Raw genomic sequence first — 20,569 nt, 5'->3', positions numbered from 1 at the left:
AGGCTTCTGAAATTCAACGTAGCCACCTAGAAAGGGAACAGCGGGCTGAGGAAGAAACGGTCGAACCAGCCTGGCTGACTCGCATCGGCAAACGAGCCGGTGCCCGAGTAGGTGATGCGCGCATCGGCGACACGGGTCGACGACACGGTGTTGTCAGTGGCGATGTCATCGGCACGTACCAGACCGGCGATCCGCACCAGCTCATCGCCGGTATTGAGGGTCATCCACTTCTCGCCGCGCACAGCGATGATGCCATTGGGCAGCACGTCGGCCACGGTCACGGTAATCGAACCGGTCAGGCTGTTGCTCTGGCCGGACTTGCTGTCGCCCTTGGTCGCGCGGTCGCCGCTGTAGCCGACATCCAGGCTCAGATCAGTACTGCCCAACGGGTTGTTGAGGGTACCGCTGCCGCCAAACAACGAAGTCAGGCCGATGCCGGTCTTGCTGTTCTTGGCCACTTGCGAGTTGGCGTTTTTGCTCGCCTGGGTTCTCTCGTTCAGGGTGATGGTGATGATGTCACCGACCCGGAACGCCTTGCGGTCGCTGTACAGGTTCTGCTCGAAGCCGGCCTGATAGATCGAGCCGTTGTTGGCAGCCGCTGGCAACGGCGTGCGCGGCAACACCGGAGCGTAGTAAGGGTCATTGGGCTTGGGCGTCGGAGCGACGCAGCCCGCGAGCGAGACGACTCCACTCAATGCCAGAACAGATACGAAGCGATTCATGACCCTACCTCACGGTGTTGCAGGCGACCTCATGGCCGCCTCATAGACTTGATTACAGATTCTGCGTTACGAACGAGAGCATCTGGTCGGCGGTGGAGATCACCTTGGAGTTCATCTCGTAAGCGCGTTGAGTGGTGATCATGTTGACCATCTCTTCAACGGTGCTGACGTTGGAGGTTTCCAGGGTGTTCTGCAGTGTGGTGCCGAAACCGTTCAGGCCCGGCGTACCGACTTGCGGCGCACCCGACGCAGCGGTTTCCAGGAACAGGTTGTTACCCACCGCTTGCAGACCGGCCGGGTTGATGAAGTCGGCGGTTTGCAGGTTGCCGATCACCTGGGATGCCGGGTTACCGGCAACGGTGATCGAGACGGTGCCATCACGACCCACAGTGAAGGTCTGCGCATCGTTCGGGATGACGATGGCGGGTTCCAGGGCGAAACCGCTGGCATTGACGACCTGGCCATTGGAATCGAGGTGGAAAGTACCGTCACGGGTGTAGGACGTGGTGCCGTCCGGCTGCAGAATCTGGAAAAAACCGCGACCATCAACGGCCAGATCCAGCGGCTGCTCGGTGGTTTGCAGGCTACCGGCGGTGAAGTTTTTCTGCGTACCGACGATACGCACACCCGTACCCACTTGCAGACCCGACGGCAGCTCGCTGTCCTGAGTCGACTGGGCGCCTGGCTGACGCTTGATCTGATACAGCAGGTCCTGGAACTCGGCGCGATCACGTTTGAAACCCGTGGTCGAGACGTTCGCCAGGTTGTTGGAAATGGTCGTCAGGTTGGTGTCCTGGGCGGACAGACCTGTTTTGGCAACCCATAGAGCCGGAAGCATTCGATTCTCCTCGTGCGCCTGTTTTACGGCGCGACGTTCTGATAATTAGCTGATCTGCAAGACCCGAGCCATGGCCTGGTCGTCGTCTTTGGCGGTGTTCATCATCTTGACGTGCAACTCGAACTGCTTGGCCAGGGCCAGCACCGATGTCATCTCTTCCACAGCATTGACGTTGCTCGACTCCAGGAAACCCGACACCAGTTTGACATTGGCATCGGCCGGCGCAGGCTTGCCGTCCTTGGTGTAAATCGAGCCATCGAGGCCCTTGTTCATGTTCTTGATGTCCGGATTGACCAATTTGATCCGGTCCACCTCTGCCATGACGCGCGGGCCTTCGCCCATCGCACGAATACTGATGGTGCCGTCTTCACCGACTTCGATCTGCTGCTCGGGCGGCACGGCGATCGGACCGCCATTGCCCATCACCGGCATCCCGTTGCCGGCGCGCAGTACGCCGAGGGCATCGACATTGAGGCTGCCGGTGCGCACGTAGCTTTCGCCACCGTTCGGGTTCTGCACGGCGATCCAGCCATTGCCGGTCACGGCGACGTCGAGGTCACGACCAGTCTGCACCAGCGAGCCCGGGGTGAAATCAGTGGCGGGACGTTCGCTCATGGCATACGCACGCGCCGGAAAGCTGTCACCGAACACCGGCATCGAACGCGCCTGCTCCAGGTCGCGCTGAAAACCATTGGTGGAGATGTTCGCCAGGTTGTTGGCATGCGCCTTTTGCGCCAGTGCGTTCTGGCTGGCGCCGGTCATTGCCACATAAAGGTACTTGTCCACACTCTTTCCTCTGCATGCCGGACGTTTGCCGCCCACCGCTGTACTGCTGAGCCATAAGCAATTTGCAGACCAACTTTTTTCTGGCGGCTTCAGGCCCGGCAAACAAAGGACTTGAGGGGTTTTGCGCGAACGGGAGAAATGTATCGAAGTCGAAAAACCGGCGGTGTTATGCCGGTAGGTGGCAAAGCCTGGCGCTGAGGTTGTCGGTACCAACGCCTTCGCGAGCAAACTCGCGCCCACAGCGATTGCATTGCAAATGTGCAAGCAGGCTTGCTCGCGAAGAGGCCATCATTACCCACACATGTTTGGGCTATGAATCGGTTTTACCGACTTCATACTCCCGCAACTTATTGGCAATGGTCGTATGCGAAACCCCCAACCGCTTGCCTAATTGCCGACTGCTCGGATGCTCGGAATACAACCGCTCCAGCACTGCTTTCTCAAAGCGCCCGACAATCTCGTCCAAACCACCCTCCAGCGAAAAATCGCCAAGCGGCTGACGCACGCCGTAATCCGGCAGACGAATATGCTCAGCCTTGACCGTGCCGCCATCACACAGCGAAACAGCCTGGAACAGCACGTTTTCCAACTGCCGCACATTGCCCGGCCAATGGTAATGGCTGAGCCGGTCCATCGCCGCCGGTGCCAGTTTGGGTAGCGAACACCCGATCTGCCGACTGGCCTGATCGAGGAAGTGCTCCACCAGCGGCGTCAAGCCATCGAGGCATTCACGCAACGGTGGAATGTGCAGCGAAAGCACGTTCAAGCGGTGATACAAATCCTGGCGAAACTCACCGCGCGCGCACAGCTCCGACAAGTCGACCTGCGTGGCGCAGATCACCCGCACATCCAGATAAACCTCTTCGTCGCTGCCGACCCGACGGAAACAGCCATCCTGCAGAAAACGCAGCAACTTCACCTGCAAACGCGGGCTCATCTCACCGACGCCATCGAGAAACAAGGTGCCGCCCGCCGTCAGCTCCAGCAGCCCGAGTTTGCCTTCGGCGCGCGCACCTTCGAAAGCACCCGGGCCATAGCCAAACAGCTCGGTCTCAGCCATCGACTCCGGCAGCCCCGCGCAATTGAGCGCCATCAACGGCGACTGCCCACGCGGACTGGCGAGGTGGCAGGCGCGCGCCAGCAACTCCTTGCCCGTGCCGGTCTCACCCTCTATCAATAAAGGTGCGTCCAATGGCGCCATGCGTCGCGCCTCGCGCACCACCGCGGCCATGACTTTCGAGCTTTGGAAGATGCTGTCGAACCCGCGCAACTCTTGTTTGCGCACGTTATAGATGCGCTCGCCGACGCGGTCGGCGCGATGCAACGTCAATACCGCACCAGCCATGGCTTCGCTGTCGTCGTGCTCTGATTGCAGCGGTGCGATGTCGGCCAGAAAGACGTCACCCTTGACCTTGACCCGCATGCCGTTGATTCGCGATTTGTTGGCGCGCACCAGTTCCGGCAAATCGAAATCCTCGGCATAGCGCGAGAGCGGAATCCCCGGCACCTCATCAACCCGTACGCCCAGCAACTGTGCCGCCGCCCGGTTCGCCGCGACAATCGAGCCGCCCATGTCGATCGACAGCACCGGGAATTCCAAGGCGCCGAGCAAGGCATTCAACTCCATGTGCCGTCGCTCGCTGGGCATCAGCCCTACTCGCTTGACCCCGAACACCCCGGCAATCGCCTCGAACTTCGGCCGCAGCGCCTGGAACTGGATATTGATCAGGTTGGGACAATGCAGATAGATCGCGTTGCCGTGCTCACCACCGACCTCGCCGCGCGCGACGTTGATTCCGTAAGCCACCAGCAGGTTGAGGATGTCGCGCAAGATACCGATGCGGTTCTGGCAGTGGACTTTGATGCGCATAGAAAAGGCCTGACAAGGATGAGGTTGAACACAACCCCTGTGCAAGCAAGCGGCTCCCACAGGGTTTTGCGGCGCACCCTGGTCTCACTTTTCTGTCGAGGCGCGCAGATAGTCGTCAAGATTATGTGACACCCAATAGCCTTTTCAAACCTGAAAATCGCAGCAAACGCGAAGCAGACTACAATCCGTAACGAATACTTTACGAAAATCGACGATCTTTCCTACAAGGACGCCATTCAACCCGCTGCAAATCAACACGCTCTCGAGTCATTCTGAGTCCATCGCTGGACATAACAAGAACGAATTCCCCTAGCAGGAGAGCAGCATGAAGCAGACGCAATACGTGGCCCGCGAGCCCGATGCGCAAGGTTTTATCGACTACCCCGCCGAAGAACACGCGGTGTGGAACACGCTGATCACTCGCCAACTGAAAGTGATCGAAGGCCGTGCGTGCCAGGAATATCTGGACGGTATCGAACAACTCGGCCTGCCCCACGACCGCATTCCGCAACTGAGCGAAATCAACAAGGTGCTCGGTGAAACCACTGGCTGGCAGGTCGCTCGCGTCCCGGCACTGATTCCCTTCCAGACGTTCTTTGAACTGCTCGCCAGCAAGCAATTTCCGGTGGCCACGTTTATTCGTACCCGCGAAGAACTCGACTACCTGCAAGAGCCGGACATTTTCCACGAGATTTTTGGTCACTGCCCGCTGCTGACCAACCCGTGGTTCGCTGAATTCACCCACACCTACGGCAAACTCGGCCTGCAAGCGACCAAGGAAGAGCGCGTGTACCTGGCGCGCCTGTACTGGATGACCATCGAGTTCGGCCTGGTCGACACCCCGCAAGGCAAGCGCATCTACGGCGGCGGCATCCTGTCCTCACCGAAAGAAACCGTTTACTGCCTGTCGGACGAACCTGAGCATCAGACATTCGATCCGCTGGAAGCCATGCGCACGCCGTACCGCATCGACATTCTGCAACCACTGTACTTTGTCCTGCCAAACCTCAAGCGCCTGTTCGACGTGGCCCATGAAGACATCATGGCCATGGTCAGACAAGGCATGCAGTTGGGTCTGCATGCACCAAAATTTCCGCCGAAACCAAAAGCGGCGTGAACCGTGGCTTTTGCTTACAAGTGAGTCTGTCCGTTAGCGCCACTTTGGTTTAGCGTGGCGCAATTGACGACCGTTATAAAAAAAACACTCGATTCAGGAATCCAACCATGTCCACTTTGAACCAAGCCCACTGCGAAGCCTGCCGCGCCGATGCGCCACAAGTCAGCGACGAAGAACTGCCGATCCTGATCAAGCAGATCCCTGACTGGAACATCGAAGTATGCGACAGCATCATGCAGCTGGAGAAAGTCTTCCTGTTCAAGAACTTCAAACATGCACTGGCCTTCACCAACGCCGTCGGCGAAATCTCCGAGGCCGAAGGTCACCACCCGGGCCTGTTGACCGAGTGGGGCAAAGTCACCGTGACCTGGTGGAGCCACTCGATCAAAGGCCTGCACCGCAACGACTTCATCATGGCCGCACGCACCGACGAAGTGGCCAAGACCGCAGAAGGACGCAAGTAATGCACTTCGACGCCATTGGCCGGGTACCCGGCGACCCGATCCTCGGTTTGATGGAGGCGTATGCGCAGGACAGCAACCCGCGCAAATTCGACCTGGGTGTTGGCGTCTACAAGGATGCCCAAGGCCTCACGCCAATCCCCGAGGCAGTGAAGATCGCCGAGGCACGGCTGGTCGAAAGCCAGGACACCAAAACCTACATCGGCGGCCACGGCAATCCGTTGTTTGGCAAAGTCATCAATGAGCTGGTACTGGGTGCTGACTCGAAGTTGATCGCCGAACAACGCGCCGGCGCTACTCAGACCCCGGGCGGCACCGGTGCCCTGCGTCTGGCCGCCGACTTCATCGCGCAGTGCTTGCCGGGCAAAGGCGTATGGCTGAGCAACCCGACCTGGCCGATCCACGATACCATTTTCGCGGCGGCCGGCGTCAAGATCAGTCACTACCCGTATGTGGGCAGCGATAACCGTCTCGACGTCGAAGCCATGCTCGCAGTGCTCAATGAAGCACCGAAGGGCGATGTGGTGCTGTTGCATGCGTGCTGCCACAACCCGACCGGTTTCGACCTGAACCACGACGACTGGCAGCGCGTGCTGGACGTCGTGCGCCGTCGCGATTTGCTGCCGCTGATCGACTTTGCCTACCAGGGCTTTGGCGATGGTCTGGAGCAAGACGCGTGGTCGACCCGCTTGTTCGCCGCGCAACTGCCGGAGTTGCTGATCACCAGTTCCTGCTCGAAGAACTTCGGCCTGTATCGCGACCGCACCGGCGCGCTGATCGTCTGCGCGAACACCGCCGACAAGCTCATCGACATTCGCAGCCAACTGGCCAACATCGCCCGCAACCTGTGGTCGACCCCACCGGATCACGGCGCAGCCGTTGTAGCGACCATCCTTGCCGATCCAGAGCTGAAAAGCCGCTGGGCCGACGAAGTGGAGGCCATGCGTTTGCGTATCGCGCAATTACGCAGCGGTTTGGTCGAGGCGCTGGAGCCCCATGGTCTGCGTGAGCGTTTTGCGCACATTGGCGTGCAGCGCGGAATGTTCTCTTACACCGGCCTGTCACCCGAGCAAGTGAAACAACTGCGCGAGCAACACAGCGTTTACATGGTCAGCTCAGGCCGGGCGAACGTGGCCGGTATCGACGCCACACGCCTCGCCTTGCTGGCACAAGCGATCGCTGACGTCAGCAAATAGATCCAGCCACACAAACCGCTGTGGGAGCGGGCTTGCTCGCGAAGGCGCAGTGTCAGTCGACAATTAAGTTGCCTGATACACCGCCTTCGCGAGCAAGCCCGCTCCCACATTTACTTTGCGGTGATCTTTGTTTTTGCTCACCCTGCGGCCATTTGTCGCAATAATTCGAATTAAAAGTCTGATTGTCATTTTTCCTGCTGTATCCTGCTCAGGCTTTCAAAAAGCGCGGATCTACCAGATCTATCAACAGACTTAGCGAGGAGCGCAACCATGCACGAGATTCCTAATCTCCCCTTCCCAAGCCTGCACGTACCTGAGCAGACGACCACGCAACAAGCCGGCGCGGGGCAGCCCGAACCGAAAGAAGCCGTTGAGAGCCGTCCGGCCGACAGCGAAGAGTAACCCCGCCGTACAGACCGTGTGGAAAGCGCTAACATGCGCTTTCCACACTGCCTGAAACCCCGAGCCCGCCATGACCGACGAATTCTCCGAAAGCCAAGCCGCCGTTCTGATCGGTGCCACCGAGAAAATGATCGAGATCTGGAGTCGGCTCTCCCCCGAGAAGCAAGCCGCCCTGCTCGCCCGTTTCGGCAGCGAAGAGAACGCACTTGCCGCACTGGTCACCACGCAACTGGTCGCCCCCGCCAAACCCTGAAACCGTCGACCGGCAAATAGTTTTACTTTTCCCCGCCCCTGAAACGTTCGCGCCGGTATCATGAGCAGCCTATCTAATCTGCTGCTCCCGTGGACCTTTACCCATGTCGTTCTCTATGTCAGAGCCCCAGCGCCCCCTGGCGGTCACGCTGCAAGTCGTTTCCATCGTCCTCTTCACCTTTATCGGCTATCTGAACATCGGCATTCCGCTCGCTGTACTGCCGGGCTACGTCCACAGCGACCTCGGTTTCGGCGCGGTAATCGCTGGCCTGGTGATCAGCGTGCAGTATCTGGCCACCCTGCTCAGCCGTCCGTATGCAGGCAAGATCATCGACAACAAGGGCAGCAAGCTGGCAGTGATGTATGGCTTGGCGGGCTGTGGTTTGAGCGGTGTGTTCATGCTGATTTCAGCATGGACACCGAACATGCCGATGCTCAGCCTGATCAGCCTGTTGATCGGCCGACTGGTGCTGGGCAGCGCGGAAAGTCTGGTCGGCTCCGGCTCGATCGGCTGGGGCATTGGTCGGGTTGGCGCGGCGAACACCGCCAAAGTGATCTCGTGGAACGGCATCGCCAGCTATGGCGCGCTGGCAATTGGCGCACCGTTCGGCGTGTGGCTGGTCAGCCGTCTGGGCTTGTGGAGCATGGGGGTGAGCATCATTCTGCTGGCCGCGTTGGGCCTGTTACTGGCCTGGCCAAAAACCGCCGCGCCGATTGTCGTCGGTGAACGTCTACCATTCATGCATGTGCTGAGCCGCGTCCTCCCTCACGGCTGCGGCCTGGCGCTGGGTTCAATCGGCTTCGGCACCATCGCCACCTTCATCACCCTCTATTACGCCACTCAGCAATGGGACAACGCGGTGCTCTGCCTGAGTCTGTTCGGCGCCAGTTTCATCGGTGCGCGGCTGCTGTTCGGCAACCTGATCAATCGTCTTGGAGGCTTTCGCGTGGCGATTGCCTGCCTGTCGGTGGAAACCCTTGGCCTATTGCTGTTGTGGCTGGCACCGGATGCCCATTGGGCATTGGCCGGCGCAGCGTTGAGCGGTTTTGGTTTCTCGCTGGTATTCCCGGCGCTGGGTGTGGAAGCGGTGAACCTGGTGCCCGCGTCCAGTCGCGGTGCGGCCGTCGGCGCTTACTCGCTGTTCATCGATTTGTCGCTGGGGATCACCGGGCCATTGGCCGGCGCGATTGCGGCAGGCTTCGGTTTTGCCTCGATCTTCCTGTTCGCCGCCCTCGCTTCTCTGAGTGGATTGGCGTTGAGCGTCTATCTGTACCGTCACACCGCCAAGTATCGGGAAGACTAGAAATCCACCTTGCCGCGCCCGGCCTTGATACTGCCGCGCTTGGTTTTCGATTCAAGCCGACGCTTCTTCGAGCCAAGGGTCGGCTTGGTCGGGCGGCGTTTCTTTTCGACTTTGGTGGCGCTCAGGATCAGTTCGACCAGACGCTCCAGCGCATCGGCGCGGTTGGCTTCCTGCGTGCGATATTGCTGGGCCTTGATGATCAACACGCCATCGCTGGTGATGCGACTGTCGCGCAACGCGAGCAGTCGCTCCTTGTAGAAATCAGGCAAGGACGAGGCCGGAATGTCGAAGCGCAGGTGCATGGCGCTGGAGACTTTGTTGACATTCTGCCCGCCGGCGCCTTGGGCACGGATGGCCGTCAATTCGATCTCGGCATCCGGCAGATGCACGTTGTTGGAAACCCTCAGCATTGCGTTCTCATAGTGATTCCGAAAACCTCTCAATATCCATAAAGCCCTTGATTATTAGGGTTTTAGGCGTTCTTCTATTGTCTCAGTGTTTCACTCTACAACGTGATTTTTCAGGCGAAACGGGAAACAAACGGGAAAATGGCCAAGCGCATTCGACTGACAGAAATGGAAGCCTACAACGTCAAGGGCAAGAAATCCGAACCGATAGGATCCCGCGGCAAAGGCACCCTGACACTCGAACGCAAGACGGCGGGTTTCATTAACGGCTACTACCGCGAGCGCACCAACGCCGGGGACAAGCGCATAGCACTGGGCACACTGACCAAAAATCCACGCCCCGAAACGAATGAAATGGATCTGGACGCCATGCGACTGGCGGCGCTGCGCATCGCTACCGCGTCAATCGCTGCCGGTGGATTGGAACAATACCTGGAACAACAATTGGCCCTGAAGGCCACCGCAGCGGCAGAGCAGGCACAGGTGGCCGCGCAAGCCGCCCTTGAGGCGAGACGCGGCACCTTCGGCGACCTGTTGGACTGCTACGTCGCCCACCTGGAGAAGTCAGGAAAGGTGAGCCATAGGGCCGTAGCGAACCAATTCAAGTCCCATATCAAGGACTATCACTCCGACCTCATTCAGCGCCCCGCCGCCCTGATTGAGCCCGAGGATATCCAGCTCATCTTATCCGGCGTGCTGGTACGCAAACCCAAAGGCCGGGGGATCGGCAACCATGCTGCAGGCGGTGCATCAAACGGTATGCGCTCGATCTGCAACAACCTCCGTCTGTCACTGCAAGCAGCCTTCAGCCACGCCGTCAAAGCGCACCTCTCCCCGGAACGAATGGCGCACAGCGGTAAAGTGTTTGCCATACAGGCCAACCCTGTTCGGGATGTTCCGTCGGTACAAGGAGCCAAGCGCGCCAATACGGAATCATTGACGCCCGTGGAGATGGGTGAACTGCTGCGTTACCTGGACAAACTACCCGAGCCTAAACGGGGTATAGCCAACGCCCTGATCTACCTCGGAGGACAACGGATGACCCAGCTTTGCGCCGTGCCCTGGGACGCCGTTACCGACGACACCATTTGCCTCCTGGACTCCAAGGGACGCAAAGATCAGGCTTGGGAGCACCTTCTACCCATCACAAAGCGAATTGCCGAAATAATGGCCCCCATGGTCGAGCACCACATTGGCGATGGCCCTTTCTCCTTCTCAGAAGGCACGACTGCAAGCACCTCAACGATCATCAAGGCGTTCAGCGAAGCAGGCCAGGTGCTGGCAAAGGCCGGCAAGACTCGCCTCTTCACCTATCGCAATGTACGTGTCACCGCCGAAACCCTAATGGCGCACCAGGGCATCAGTTCAGAAGTGCGCGCCTGGCTACTGTCGCATGGACGCAGTGGCGTGCAAGCCAAGCACTACGACCGATACGCCTATCTACCGGAGAAACGTGCCGCTCTGGAGCAATGGGGACGCTATTTGGATGCCTTAGCAAAGGGAGACCAGTCCAGTAGCAATGTCGTTTTACTCACTCGCAGACAAAAATCCGACGAACGGTAGATTGGTAACCATTTCCGGGCATATTGACATATGTGTCCCATATGCCCCTTGGGGAAGCTCTTTAAGCGTCGAAATTCAATTCAAACACCCGTTCTGTCGACACCTTAGAGTTGAATGCGCCTGAAACGCCCCGCTACCATGTGGGCACTGGCGAGTTATGTCGTGACGCCCTAAACACCATAGAACATTGGGCAAATCAGCAAAGTCGGTCATTAGCAGACAAGAAAAAGCCCCGGTATTTGACGTACCGAGGCCGATTCGGAAAGGGACGTTGGAGCGTCCCCTGCACACCGCAACAAGCCAGTACGCCATCCGAGAGACGAAGCTTTTTGAAGGGGCTTCTTTGCAGGCTTTTGGCCTGCCATGAAACTGTATTGCCATGAGGCGGACTATGCAATGTCCTCCCATCGACGCAAACATTTTCGAGCTCTCGGCTTTTCCGTACGCCGTTAGAGTAAGCAGCAATGACGCTATCCACCGACAACACCCCACGCCCAAACTTGCCGCGCGCAGGTATCCGAGCCACCACCGAACAACTCTGCACCCTTTATCAGATCAGCCGCACCACCTGGTGGCGCTGGTCGAAAGCCGATAACTTTCCAGCCCCGCTTCGCGCTGGTCGCATCCTGCGCTGGGATGCCGATGCCGTGGACGCCTTCCTCACCAACCAGCAGGGTTGAACCATGTCAACGTGCCTTACATCCCGACCAAGGGTTGCAAACTCGTTCGTGCGCGGCTATCGTTGGCCTGTCGCTGCCAATTCAGCGAACGGGTTTTGCAGCCCGACCAGCAAAAGGCGCAACAGCGCCCCCATCATGACAGCAGGCGCTTTTTTTGTGCCTGCCGTTCAGTGTTATGGCGGCTGTGCGCAGGACACCTTCGGGTGTGCCGGATTCCTTTTGCTCCGGTCTGCAAACCTGCGTACAGCTGCCACCAAATCCTGTTTTGCAGCGGGTAGTGGCAGCTCCACAGCAAAAGGAGCACCACCCATGACAGCCCTCATTCCATCCGCAATCCGCGCACTCGTTCACCGTCGCATGGCCTTGAGCGCCCTCCGCGCAAACTCGTCCCTATCCGTTCGACTCAAGCGTTACAACGCCCACATGACCATTGTCCGAAGCTGTGAAGCCATTGCCTTTAACTCGCCTGAAACAACGCTGCATCGAGTAGTTGGCTACCGAGTAGCCGGCCACGACTGAGCATAAGCAACCTCGGAGCTCTATCGCCTTTCTTGGCCGCTAATGACGGTCGCGTAGCCCAACTTACTCGACAGGGTTAACACATTGATCAGTTTTCAACTGCGCAGAATTGCGTTAACGGGATCGGCTTGCCCGAAAAAAACCTTTGATCTACAGCACCAGGGCAAACAAGTAACTCATGGCGGGTACGTCACCCCCGTTCGCACCTATTACCAAGTCGGTGACAAGCAGAGTGTTGAGGCAGGGAATTACGGCACGGCAATCGCCGGAGACAGCGGCAAAGCCATTGCCGGGGATAGCGGTTTCGCCACGGTAGGAGATCGTGGTGAGGCTCAGGCTGGAGTCTTCGGTACAGCCTCCGCTGGTGAGTTCGCGACAGCCATTGCTGGGGATTGTGGGACGGCCACTGTCCGGGACTGTAGCAACGCCTTCGCCGGAGATCTGGGGATAGCCATCGCGGGCGACTATGGCAACGCCACGGCCGGAGCGAGTGGGACGGCCACCGCCGGAATCAAGGGCGTCGTTTGCGCCGGGGATAAAGGCGAAATCCGGCTCAGGTACAGAGATAGCCAAGCGGAACGGTATCGAACCGTTATCGGCTACATCGGTGAGAACGGCCTAGAACCCAACATCGCCTACACACTCGACGACAACCACGCTTTTGTACGGGCATCCCGTGCTTTGGGAGATGCGCAATGACTACGACCACCCCAACGTCTGTATGGGCGACAGCACAGCAGCTTTGCGCTCGTTACCAGATCAGTCGCACTACCTGGTGGCGCTGGTCTACAACATCGGGTTTCCCCAGACCCATCCGTTTCGGTCGCACAGTGCGCTGGGACGTTAATGCGGTAGAGACCTACCTGACACGACTGGAAACGAACCAGGAGGGAAGTGCTCATGAGTAAGCCCACTCCCCTCGACCTGATACGACAAACCGCCCTGCACGCCCTGAGCGCTGCTGAAACTCTGTTACCTGAGTGGCTACCAGGAGGCACTCGCAAAGGCCGCGAATGGGTGGCACCCAACATTGCCCGCGGGGATCAGAAAGCCGGTTCCTTTGGCGTGTCGCTCGACTCTGGCCGATGGAATGACTTTGCCGACGACAGTGCGCACGGTGGTGACCTGGTGTCACTTCTGGCCTATCTCAACGGTTGCCGACAACTGGAAGCCGCCAAGGAGATTGACGACCGCCTACGGCTGCGCCTGTTCAATCTCACGGCTGCCGATGCTCAGCAGCTCCAGGAACGCCGCCGACAGGCCGATCAGGAGCGCGCATCGTGGAGTCTGCGTGAGCAGCAGCTCCAGGAGGAGAAAAACCTTGCTGCTGCCCGCCAGGCGTCGCAGCTCTGGAAAATGGCGAAGCCCGCCGATCCACTGCACACCTACTTGTTAGCCAAAGGTGTGCAGCCGTATCTGCTGCGCCAGTTGGGCCAGGGTCGCCTGCTGGTTCCGCTCTGCGATGACGGGCGCTTGGTCAATCTGCAAATCATCACGCCGGACGGTGGTAAACGCTTTTTGACGGGTGGTCGTGTCCAGGGCTGCTATTCGCCTTTGGGCAAGTTCTCCGACGGCTGCCGCCTATATGTCTGCGAAGGCTGGGCCACTGGCGCAACCCTGCACAACAACACCGGGAGTCCGGTGGTCTGCGCAATGAACGCGGGCAACCTCAAGCCGGTGGCCGTGGCAATGCGTGAGCGCTACGGCGCAACGCTGGATCTGGTCATTGCTGGTGATGACGACCGAAAGACGATTGGCAATCCGGGGAAACGTGCTGCCAACCAAGCAGCCCGCGCAACCGACGCTCGTGTGGTTTTCCCGGAATGGCCCGCTGAGGCCCCGTCCGACCTATCCGACTTCAACGACCTGTACCTCTTGCTTGCAGGTCAATCTAAAAAGAGCCGCAAGGTATGAGCACTCACGAAAAAGCGTCCACCCTGAGCCTGGTTGGTGACCCTGTTGCTCCAGCACCTGAAAAACTGGAGCGGCCACGTTATGCCGTCTACGAGAACCATCGCACCATCGAGGGCAGGACATACAAGCCAGGCACCTGGTATCACGGCTTGAAGCAAAGCGGGCCGGATGAAAAGGCCATCCCCGTAGACCACTGGATCTGTGCGCCTCTAAACGTTGAAGCTGAAACGGCCAACTCAGAAGACGGCACCATTGGGCGGCTCCTATCTTTCAGCCACCGGGGAAGGCGTATTGAATGGGTCATGCCCATGGAAGCGCTGGCCGGTAAAGGTGATGAGGTTCTGAAAGTTCTGATGGGGCGAGGTCTGGTCATCGAGCACCACCAGCGCCGCCAGATAGTCCCCTACCTGGCTAGCCATCAGTCGCCCGAACTGGTGATCGCGACTACCACCAAACCGGGCTGGCATGAATCAGGGGCGTTTGTGCTGCCCTCTCGCGTCATCGGCGGCGAAAACGTGCGTTTCCAGGACTCTGGCAGGGCAGCCAACATCTTCACCGACAAGGGGTCTATCAGCGGTTGGCAGACCGAGATTGCTACCCGCTGCCTAGGCAACCCCGTGTTGATCCTGTCGGTCTGCTGCGCCTTGGCGGGGCCTCTGCTCGCCAAGGTGGGGGTGAATGGGGGCGGTGTGCACCTGGTGGGCGATTCGTCGAGTGGTAAATCGCTTGCCCAGCTCTTGGCTGCATCCGTGTGGGGCAACCCAGGGAGCTTCGCGGCGTCATGGGACGTATCGAAAGGCGGTGTCGAGATTGAGGCTGCCTCGCGCAACGACACCGTATTGATCCTGGACGAAATCAAACGGGCCGACCCCAAGCGTGTTCAGGAAATGGCGTATGCCATCGCCAACGGGATGGGCAAGGGAACCATGACCAGGGAGCGGGAGGGACGCGCCAAGTTGACCTGGCGTGTACTGGCGCTTTCCAGCGGCGAGCGCTCATTGTCAGACCATGCCGCCATCGGTGGTAGTGGCGCCCACGCCGGAGCTGAGCTGCGCATGGTCGATGTCAATGCCGGCACTCGCACGCACCGGGCCTTCGACGATGTGCACGGACTGACGGGGCAAGATTTTCACCGGGTCGTCAACGATGCTGTGGCGCAGCACTACGGCCATGTTGGCCCGGCATTTGTGGAATCGCTGATCCAGAAGCCCGAGGATCTGCACAGCGCTTTCAGGCAGGTGCGGGAAGCCTTTGGTACTGAGAGTTCACAGGCTGGGCGGGTGGCTGATCGCTTCGCGATTATGGCTCTGGCGGGTGAATCGGCTATCCGCCGCAACTTGCTGAACTGGCCGAAAGGAACAGCCATAAAGGCCTGTCGCCTTCTGTTCAACGAATGGCTCTTAACAACGGGTGATGGCAACGCGGAAGATCGCCAGATCTTGCGTGGTCTCGCTGATTTTATCGCTCTACATGGTGACAGCCGTTTTTCGGATGTGCGCGCAGAACACGCCAACCTGACTGTCCGTGAACGAGCAGGGTTCTACGAGGTAGACGATGACAAACGCCTGTACCTGTTCAACACACCCGCACTTCTGGAAGCGGCTTCTGGCTTCGGTAAAGAACGAATTCTACGAGCCCTATTAGGAGCTTCGGCAATTGTAAAAGTTGACGAGGAAGCCAAGGGCAGCAGGCGGACAAAAAAGTACCGCACGCCAGGTGGTGGCAGTTCCCGTTTTTACGTAATCGACCCCGAGCGACTGGAAAATGAGGGGTAGAGTCAACAGCGGTCATCATCAAACGATAAGCGCACTGTGAATTTTTGATGGGAACAGCGGGAACAAGGGAACAAGCCAGTAAATACGGGGTTTCTGGCGTTCCCATATAAAACACAAGAGTGGGAACATGGGAACACAACTCTGTTTAATAGGGGCTTTACCACTTCCTCTGTTCCCGCTCAAAAAAACGCGGGAACGGCCAGATGCTCTGAAAGCCGCATTCTAGAGCGGTTGATCCCGAGTTCCCGTGTTCCCTCAAGTTTTTGAAATTAGACGCGGTATAAGGGGGGTGGCAGTGTTTTTTGTTGACGGAATGTCGGGATGCTGATCTAGAAAAAATAGCAATCCAGGTGACGGACATCCTGGCACGACAAAGCCAGTGAACGCATCGCCACTTGGCGAGCAGTTTTACCCCCGTCAGCGTCGACAAAACTGCTATCACTTTTCGCGATCGATCTGCGCGCCAGGTTAAGAATTGCTAGCAAGGAAAACGCAATGAGAGAGCAGAAAAAGGTACTCACCATCCGAGACCCATCGCCCTTTTTGATACTGCAAGCCAAGGCAATGACGGGGAAAGCGACCGGCAGCCAGGCGTTTATCGCGGGTATCGAAATGATGATCCGGCAATCCGAGCAAATCGCCGATCTGCGAGACGAAAACCGCAAGCTTCGGGAGCAGCTCCAAATCGCGCAGGGCCTGCTCCGGCAGATCACACCGATGTGCGTCCAAGTGGCCGAACTGGCGGGTCAGAAAGACTGGTTATTCGACAACTGCGGTACTAGCTGATCGACCCAAACAAACAAAGCCCCAAGCGGTTATGGTGGGGCCTTTCGCTTATTCGGAATTTAAGTCAGTTAAATAACTCCAGCTCACTTTGAAACTTCTAACTGTTCGAACATCTGAAGTTGCTGATCCCTGGGCAGCTCACACAAACGCACAAGCAGAGAGTTATACGGCTTAATAGCTGAAGGCTTAAGAGTGTGCGAAAAGTTAATATGCGCAACAAAGCTGTGACCGCACGCCCTAGCGTTCGTACATTGACAGTAAAGCTTTGAAAATACTGACGACATTTTTTCTTCCTCAGTAATAAGCGCCTTACTTCCACACTCTCTGCAATAAACCCGCATAAAGATCAACTCTACATGTCAGACAATCAATCGAATTGTGTTAATATTAACATGCAATAAAGGCATATTGAGCAACTTCATACTGACCGCACTCAAAGAAATTAACCATATCACTTAGGGAGGCGCTTAATGCCCCGATCACTTGTTTCTTCTTGGAAGCGTGTCGCCATCAGCGGCCCAACTGCCGACGGCAGAGAAATCAAACCACAGGAACTACGCGACTGTGCAGAAACCTACAAGCCATCGACGTATACCGCTGTTATTTGGGTTGAGCATCAACGCTGTAATGGTGCCCACGGGACTGTCTTCGCCGTACGCCTGATTGACGGCGACACCTCACTTGGAAAGGGCCAAGTTGCACTAGAGGTACAGATGAAACCAAACTCCCGACTACTCAAGTTAAATAGTGACGGAGAAAAGCTGTTTTCCAGCGTGGAGATCACTCCGAATTTTGCGGGTTCTGGACGTGCTTACATGACCGGTCTGGCCGTCACTGATGAACCTGCCAGCCTTGGAACTCAGGAACTTTATTTTTCCAAACGGGCCAACAAAGCCTCCTATCGTACTGCATCTGTGCCACTGCCGTCGCAACTGCGTAGTAAGGCGTTAGCAGCCAACCTGGAGCGAGCGAAGCGGAAGATGATATTTTTTTCGAATGAAGCTAGAGAACGTCGAGAGCTGACTAACAAATCCAAGCCGGGCAAACGAGTGCTTTAGCGTAGCCCACACTTTGACGCCCCAACATTAATTAAATGACTAAGGAACATTGACATGCAACTCACCACTATTGATCGAGCCAACCTAGCACCAGAACTACGGGAGCTCGTGGCTTGTTTTGACGCCGACAAAGAAACTTACATTGCCCTGCAAAATCAGCTCGCCAAAGTGACACAGGAAAGCCAACGGATCAATCAAAAAGCCTCTGAGCTGGAAGGGCAAGCCAAACGTACCGATGCGTCTTGGAATGACTTAGCGAAGTCTGCCACCATCGACCAGGATAAAATCAATGAAGAAATTGAACGTAGCGCCCAACTCAGGAAGGATGCTCAGGCGCTACGTGTCACCGCCGAAGCAAGAACCGGCCTTCAAAATAACTTAATTGTTCGAGTAGCAGAAGCTCGAATAAAGCTGGCAGGTGCTCCTAACGTGATTAACAAGGCGCATTGGCAAACTCAACTTGCAAAAATATTTGCTCAAGACGGTATGCGGGAAAGCTTGTTGGAAATGTTCGCTTTGTCCCGCGCATTGTTCCTCAGAAGTCTTGAAGAGCACGATGGTTTATTGCATGGCTGTAATAGCATGCGCGAGAGACAAGCAAAAACGAATGAGCTTACCTGGAAGGCTTTCGGTAAAGACCTTGAGAAACTGTTTGGCGATGATGAGGAAAGCGCACTGGCACCATCATTGGTAACGATGCCGCCCGCCGTGTCGAAAGAAGTAGTAGTGAACACACCCGGTGAATTGCTGAGACTTAAGAAAGCAAACGTGGATCGCTGAAAGTGCTCAACGAGACGCCGGGAGTTTTGACATTCCAGGATCTGCAACAGATCGCTGGAGGCCAGCGCCGGTCGGACGTGGAAAGGACTCTAATCAGCCAGAGGATGAGGATGGTTCGGTGGCACTCCGGTCCCCGGACACCCCTCGCCCTCATCAACCACGCAGCTGGCATCAGCGCACCCAACACAGAACGATACGATAGCGACATCCTGTAAGGCCGCCGCCCGAGCGGCCTCACTCCCCCCTTCGATCTTCCACCCCGCCTGCAAGACTTTGCCTGTTCCGGAGACTCTCAAACAAAGCTGTTTTCAGGCCCGCTCCGAAATGGGCGATAGCTGTGTTTTCGATTGCACCACCGCAGGCGCTCGCACGAAGAGAAATGCAATCGACAAAATCCAAAAAACGGGCTGAAAGCCTTGCTCCATATGGCTTGCACGCTTTCCATTCGCTCCCACCGCATGATGAATGCAACCCCAAAAAACAATCTGTTCACTTTCAGAAAACAAGGGGGCACCCTTATTGCAATTGGGTTTGGTGACCTGAAACGCCGTCAGGACTGGAGCGTTGCCAGTGCATTGGTTATGCATTTCCTTGCAAAACCTTGCACAGAATGAAAAGAGCGATTGCCTGGGAAGCCCCGCAGCCAGCCTGGGCTAGAACCCTGATTGCACTACCTTGAGACTTGCACAAAAAAATCACACAGAACGCGTCGGCGGGAGGGGGATAAGTGCTTTTTTGGCAGTTTTTTTTTGAGTAGGCAGTTTTTACGGAAGGCTTCAGAATGCTACCGACTCCTTGAGGCATGGACGAAATGGACTACACGAAGACTTTGAAGAAACTCTACAAAGCGCCTGAATTGAACGCCTCGCTGATTATTGAGACTTTCAAGCGTCGCGAAGGCATATCGGTAATTGTCGAAGAAGTTGACGTAGGCAAACCTGGATTCAAGATAACTATCGACGAAAGTAACTTCCTACTACTAAAACACCCTATTGAGCATTTCAACATCAAATGGGGAAGAGCAACAAGCATTCAATCCCGCATGCTCCCCTATGGAATTCCTATCCCTCTATATTTAGGGCAAGGGGATATGTCGAAAAGCTTCCATAAAGCCATAACCTCACAAAGCCCAGATACTGCAGTGGAAAAATGGCTCTATGATATTTTTGAAATAGACCTAGCCGCTGCATACTTCCTGAATTATTTTTCAAAAAGCGAAGCACTTAAGGACTATCGCCTAATAATCCTTGAGGCAATTGAGTCGTTTTATATGGGGCTTGATCATGCGGCAATAATGTCCCTAATCCCTGTTTTTGAGGGTGGATTACGCAACCTACAAAATCTAGTACTAGATGAGGACAAGGGTAATGTAAGCGGAGCTGTTTTCGAGAAAAGGCTTAGAGCCATCTTGAAACACTGGGGAAGTCGCCGTGTTAGCGACTATAACTGGCACCCCGGGATGTATGGCATCGACAGCATCGAAGTAGATTTTTACACACACATATGCCCACAATCAGATGTTATAAATTGTTTTAGACTATTCTTTAAAAACGTTCTCTACAAACCTACAGAATCGCACAACGAGGGATTCAATAGACACATAATAGTTCACATGCTGGGAAACAACTTTAATCGCGCAACAAATTTCTTCAGGATATTTCTCGCGCTGACTCATATCACGTTTATTGAAAGCCTTACCAGCGAACATGTGCCTTTTTTTTGGCGCGGTTATGATGATGAGTCAAGGAGATTGGGACAGTACCTCAAACAAATTTCGGAGATCATGGATGGCCGTCGTAGTTTGATAAAAAGCTTTGGTGTTCCTGGATATCCAAGTACATCTCTCCCGCTCTATCAAAGTCCTTCCTGAGCTTGGTTGAGAGCAACAGAACTGCCGAGGAGCTCCGCACCTCAGTGTGCAGCGCGCCCCGCAGGATCGTTGCACTTCATTCTGATTTGCAAAAAACTGGACATAACCATGTCGTCGGGAGGAGATAAGTGTTTTTTCATGCTGATTTTTCGTGGCCAGTTTTTACGTATGCCTATCCAGATACGGGCAGATTTTGCCTTTTTCAGTCTTTTCGCTTGATAAGTAACACCCAAAGTGAAACAGTATTAGGAGAACACCCTAACTGATAC

Annotated in this window: 20 protein-coding genes and 1 pseudogene; 15 read left to right on the top strand and 6 right to left on the bottom strand. The window is 56.4% G+C overall.

The window, feature by feature from the left end; genetic code table 11:
* Positions 1-26: 26 nt before the first annotated feature.
* The 4 genes from flgH to ACIOWA_RS09555 form a co-directional block, all read right to left on the bottom strand.
* Complete coding sequence (gene flgH / locus ACIOWA_RS09570; RefSeq protein WP_339432636.1) at positions 27-722, bottom strand: flagellar basal body L-ring protein FlgH; 696 nt, start codon at positions 720-722, stop codon at positions 27-29.
* A gap of 52 nt (positions 723-774) precedes the next feature.
* Positions 775-1,560 carry a flagellar basal-body rod protein FlgG gene (gene flgG, locus ACIOWA_RS09565; RefSeq protein WP_187677348.1) on the bottom strand — a complete coding sequence of 262 codons (786 nt, stop codon included), beginning with the start codon at positions 1,558-1,560 and terminating at the stop codon, positions 775-777.
* A gap of 45 nt (positions 1,561-1,605) precedes the next feature.
* Positions 1,606-2,346: a flagellar basal body rod protein FlgF gene (locus ACIOWA_RS09560; RefSeq protein ID WP_401159444.1), complete on the bottom strand. Its 741-nt coding sequence runs from the start codon at positions 2,344-2,346 to the stop codon at positions 1,606-1,608.
* A gap of 310 nt (positions 2,347-2,656) precedes the next feature.
* Positions 2,657-4,216 carry a sigma-54-dependent transcriptional regulator gene (locus ACIOWA_RS09555; protein ID WP_221732010.1) on the bottom strand — a complete coding sequence of 520 codons (1,560 nt, stop codon included), beginning with the start codon at positions 4,214-4,216 and terminating at the stop codon, positions 2,657-2,659.
* Between the two features lie 325 nt (positions 4,217-4,541).
* Between ACIOWA_RS09555 and phhA the strand changes: the two genes are divergently transcribed.
* The 6 genes from phhA (at position 4,542) to ACIOWA_RS09525 (ending at position 8,948) form a co-directional block, all read left to right on the top strand.
* Positions 4,542-5,333, top strand: coding sequence for a phenylalanine 4-monooxygenase (phhA, locus tag ACIOWA_RS09550; protein WP_339432637.1), 792 nt, complete (start codon positions 4,542-4,544; stop codon positions 5,331-5,333).
* 107 nt (positions 5,334-5,440) lie between these two features.
* Complete coding sequence (locus ACIOWA_RS09545) at positions 5,441-5,797, top strand: 4a-hydroxytetrahydrobiopterin dehydratase (protein WP_401159442.1); 357 nt, start codon at positions 5,441-5,443, stop codon at positions 5,795-5,797.
* On the top strand, positions 5,797-6,990 hold the full coding sequence (locus ACIOWA_RS09540) for an amino acid aminotransferase (protein WP_401159440.1): 1,194 nt from the start codon (positions 5,797-5,799) through the stop codon (positions 6,988-6,990). Before ACIOWA_RS09545 ends, ACIOWA_RS09540 begins: the two co-directional genes overlap by 1 nt.
* Before the next feature lie 270 nt (positions 6,991-7,260).
* A complete protein-coding gene (locus ACIOWA_RS09535; RefSeq protein WP_260455831.1) occupies positions 7,261-7,392 on the top strand; it encodes a hypothetical protein in 132 nt (43 codons plus the stop codon).
* A gap of 70 nt (positions 7,393-7,462) precedes the next feature.
* A complete protein-coding gene (locus tag ACIOWA_RS09530) occupies positions 7,463-7,645 on the top strand; it encodes a hypothetical protein (protein WP_042558181.1) in 183 nt (60 codons plus the stop codon).
* Between the two features lie 103 nt (positions 7,646-7,748).
* Complete coding sequence (locus ACIOWA_RS09525) at positions 7,749-8,948, top strand: MFS transporter (protein WP_401159438.1); 1,200 nt, start codon at positions 7,749-7,751, stop codon at positions 8,946-8,948.
* Here the strand turns inward: ACIOWA_RS09525 and arfB are convergent.
* On the bottom strand, positions 8,945-9,358 hold the full coding sequence (gene arfB, locus ACIOWA_RS09520; protein WP_339465190.1) for an alternative ribosome rescue aminoacyl-tRNA hydrolase ArfB: 414 nt from the start codon (positions 9,356-9,358) through the stop codon (positions 8,945-8,947). The two genes, ACIOWA_RS09525 and arfB, sit on opposite strands and share 4 nt — an antisense overlap.
* A gap of 138 nt (positions 9,359-9,496) precedes the next feature.
* On the opposite strand from arfB, the gene ACIOWA_RS09515 reads away from it, so the two are divergent.
* From ACIOWA_RS09515 to ACIOWA_RS09490, 6 genes are all read left to right on the top strand, one after another.
* Positions 9,497-10,918 carry a site-specific integrase gene (locus ACIOWA_RS09515; RefSeq protein ID WP_401159434.1) on the top strand — a complete coding sequence of 474 codons (1,422 nt, stop codon included), beginning with the start codon at positions 9,497-9,499 and terminating at the stop codon, positions 10,916-10,918.
* Between the two features lie 464 nt (positions 10,919-11,382).
* Positions 11,383-11,598: a helix-turn-helix domain-containing protein gene (locus ACIOWA_RS09510; RefSeq protein WP_339539868.1), complete on the top strand. Its 216-nt coding sequence runs from the start codon at positions 11,383-11,385 to the stop codon at positions 11,596-11,598.
* A gap of 603 nt (positions 11,599-12,201) precedes the next feature.
* Positions 12,202-12,816, top strand: a complete 615-nt coding sequence (locus tag ACIOWA_RS09505; protein ID WP_401159432.1) for a hypothetical protein — start codon at positions 12,202-12,204, stop codon at positions 12,814-12,816.
* A 201-nt stretch (positions 12,817-13,017) separates the two neighbouring features.
* The gene (locus tag ACIOWA_RS09500) at positions 13,018-14,031 is read left to right on the top strand and encodes a toprim domain-containing protein (RefSeq protein ID WP_401159430.1); all 1,014 of its coding nucleotides are present in this window, start codon (positions 13,018-13,020) and stop codon (positions 14,029-14,031) included.
* Positions 14,028-15,806 (top strand): DUF927 domain-containing protein, encoded by a 1,779-nt coding sequence (locus tag ACIOWA_RS09495; RefSeq protein WP_339539877.1) that lies wholly within the window; start codon positions 14,028-14,030, stop codon positions 15,804-15,806. Before ACIOWA_RS09500 ends, ACIOWA_RS09495 begins: the two co-directional genes overlap by 4 nt.
* A gap of 495 nt (positions 15,807-16,301) precedes the next feature.
* Positions 16,302-16,592 (top strand): hypothetical protein, encoded by a 291-nt coding sequence (locus ACIOWA_RS09490; protein WP_339539879.1) that lies wholly within the window; start codon positions 16,302-16,304, stop codon positions 16,590-16,592.
* 83 nt (positions 16,593-16,675) lie between these two features.
* Here the strand turns inward: ACIOWA_RS09490 and ACIOWA_RS09485 are convergent, their stop codons facing one another.
* Entirely contained in the window at positions 16,676-16,933 is a 258-nt protein-coding gene (locus ACIOWA_RS09485; RefSeq protein WP_401159428.1) for an ogr/Delta-like zinc finger family protein, read from the bottom strand.
* Positions 16,934-17,062: 129 nt separating this feature from the next.
* Between ACIOWA_RS09485 and ACIOWA_RS09480 the strand changes: the two are divergent.
* From ACIOWA_RS09480 to ACIOWA_RS09470, 3 genes and pseudogenes are all read left to right on the top strand, one after another.
* A pseudogene (locus tag ACIOWA_RS09480) lies at positions 17,063-17,521 on the top strand (GPO family capsid scaffolding protein); the annotation flags it as partial.
* Between the two features lie 183 nt (positions 17,522-17,704).
* On the top strand, positions 17,705-18,430 hold the full coding sequence (locus ACIOWA_RS09475; RefSeq protein ID WP_339539884.1) for a hypothetical protein: 726 nt from the start codon (positions 17,705-17,707) through the stop codon (positions 18,428-18,430).
* Between the two features lie 802 nt (positions 18,431-19,232).
* Positions 19,233-20,300, top strand: coding sequence for a hypothetical protein (locus tag ACIOWA_RS09470; RefSeq protein WP_401159426.1), 1,068 nt, complete (start codon positions 19,233-19,235; stop codon positions 20,298-20,300).
* Positions 20,301-20,569 lie beyond the last annotated feature (269 nt).

It is taken from the genome of Pseudomonas sp. NPDC087614 (assembly GCF_044743485.1).
Taxonomy (GTDB): domain Bacteria; phylum Pseudomonadota; class Gammaproteobacteria; order Pseudomonadales; family Pseudomonadaceae; genus Aquipseudomonas; species Aquipseudomonas baetica_A.
The sequence above is the reverse complement of the archived record's forward strand: the minus strand, read 5'-3'. Positions and strand labels throughout refer to the sequence as shown.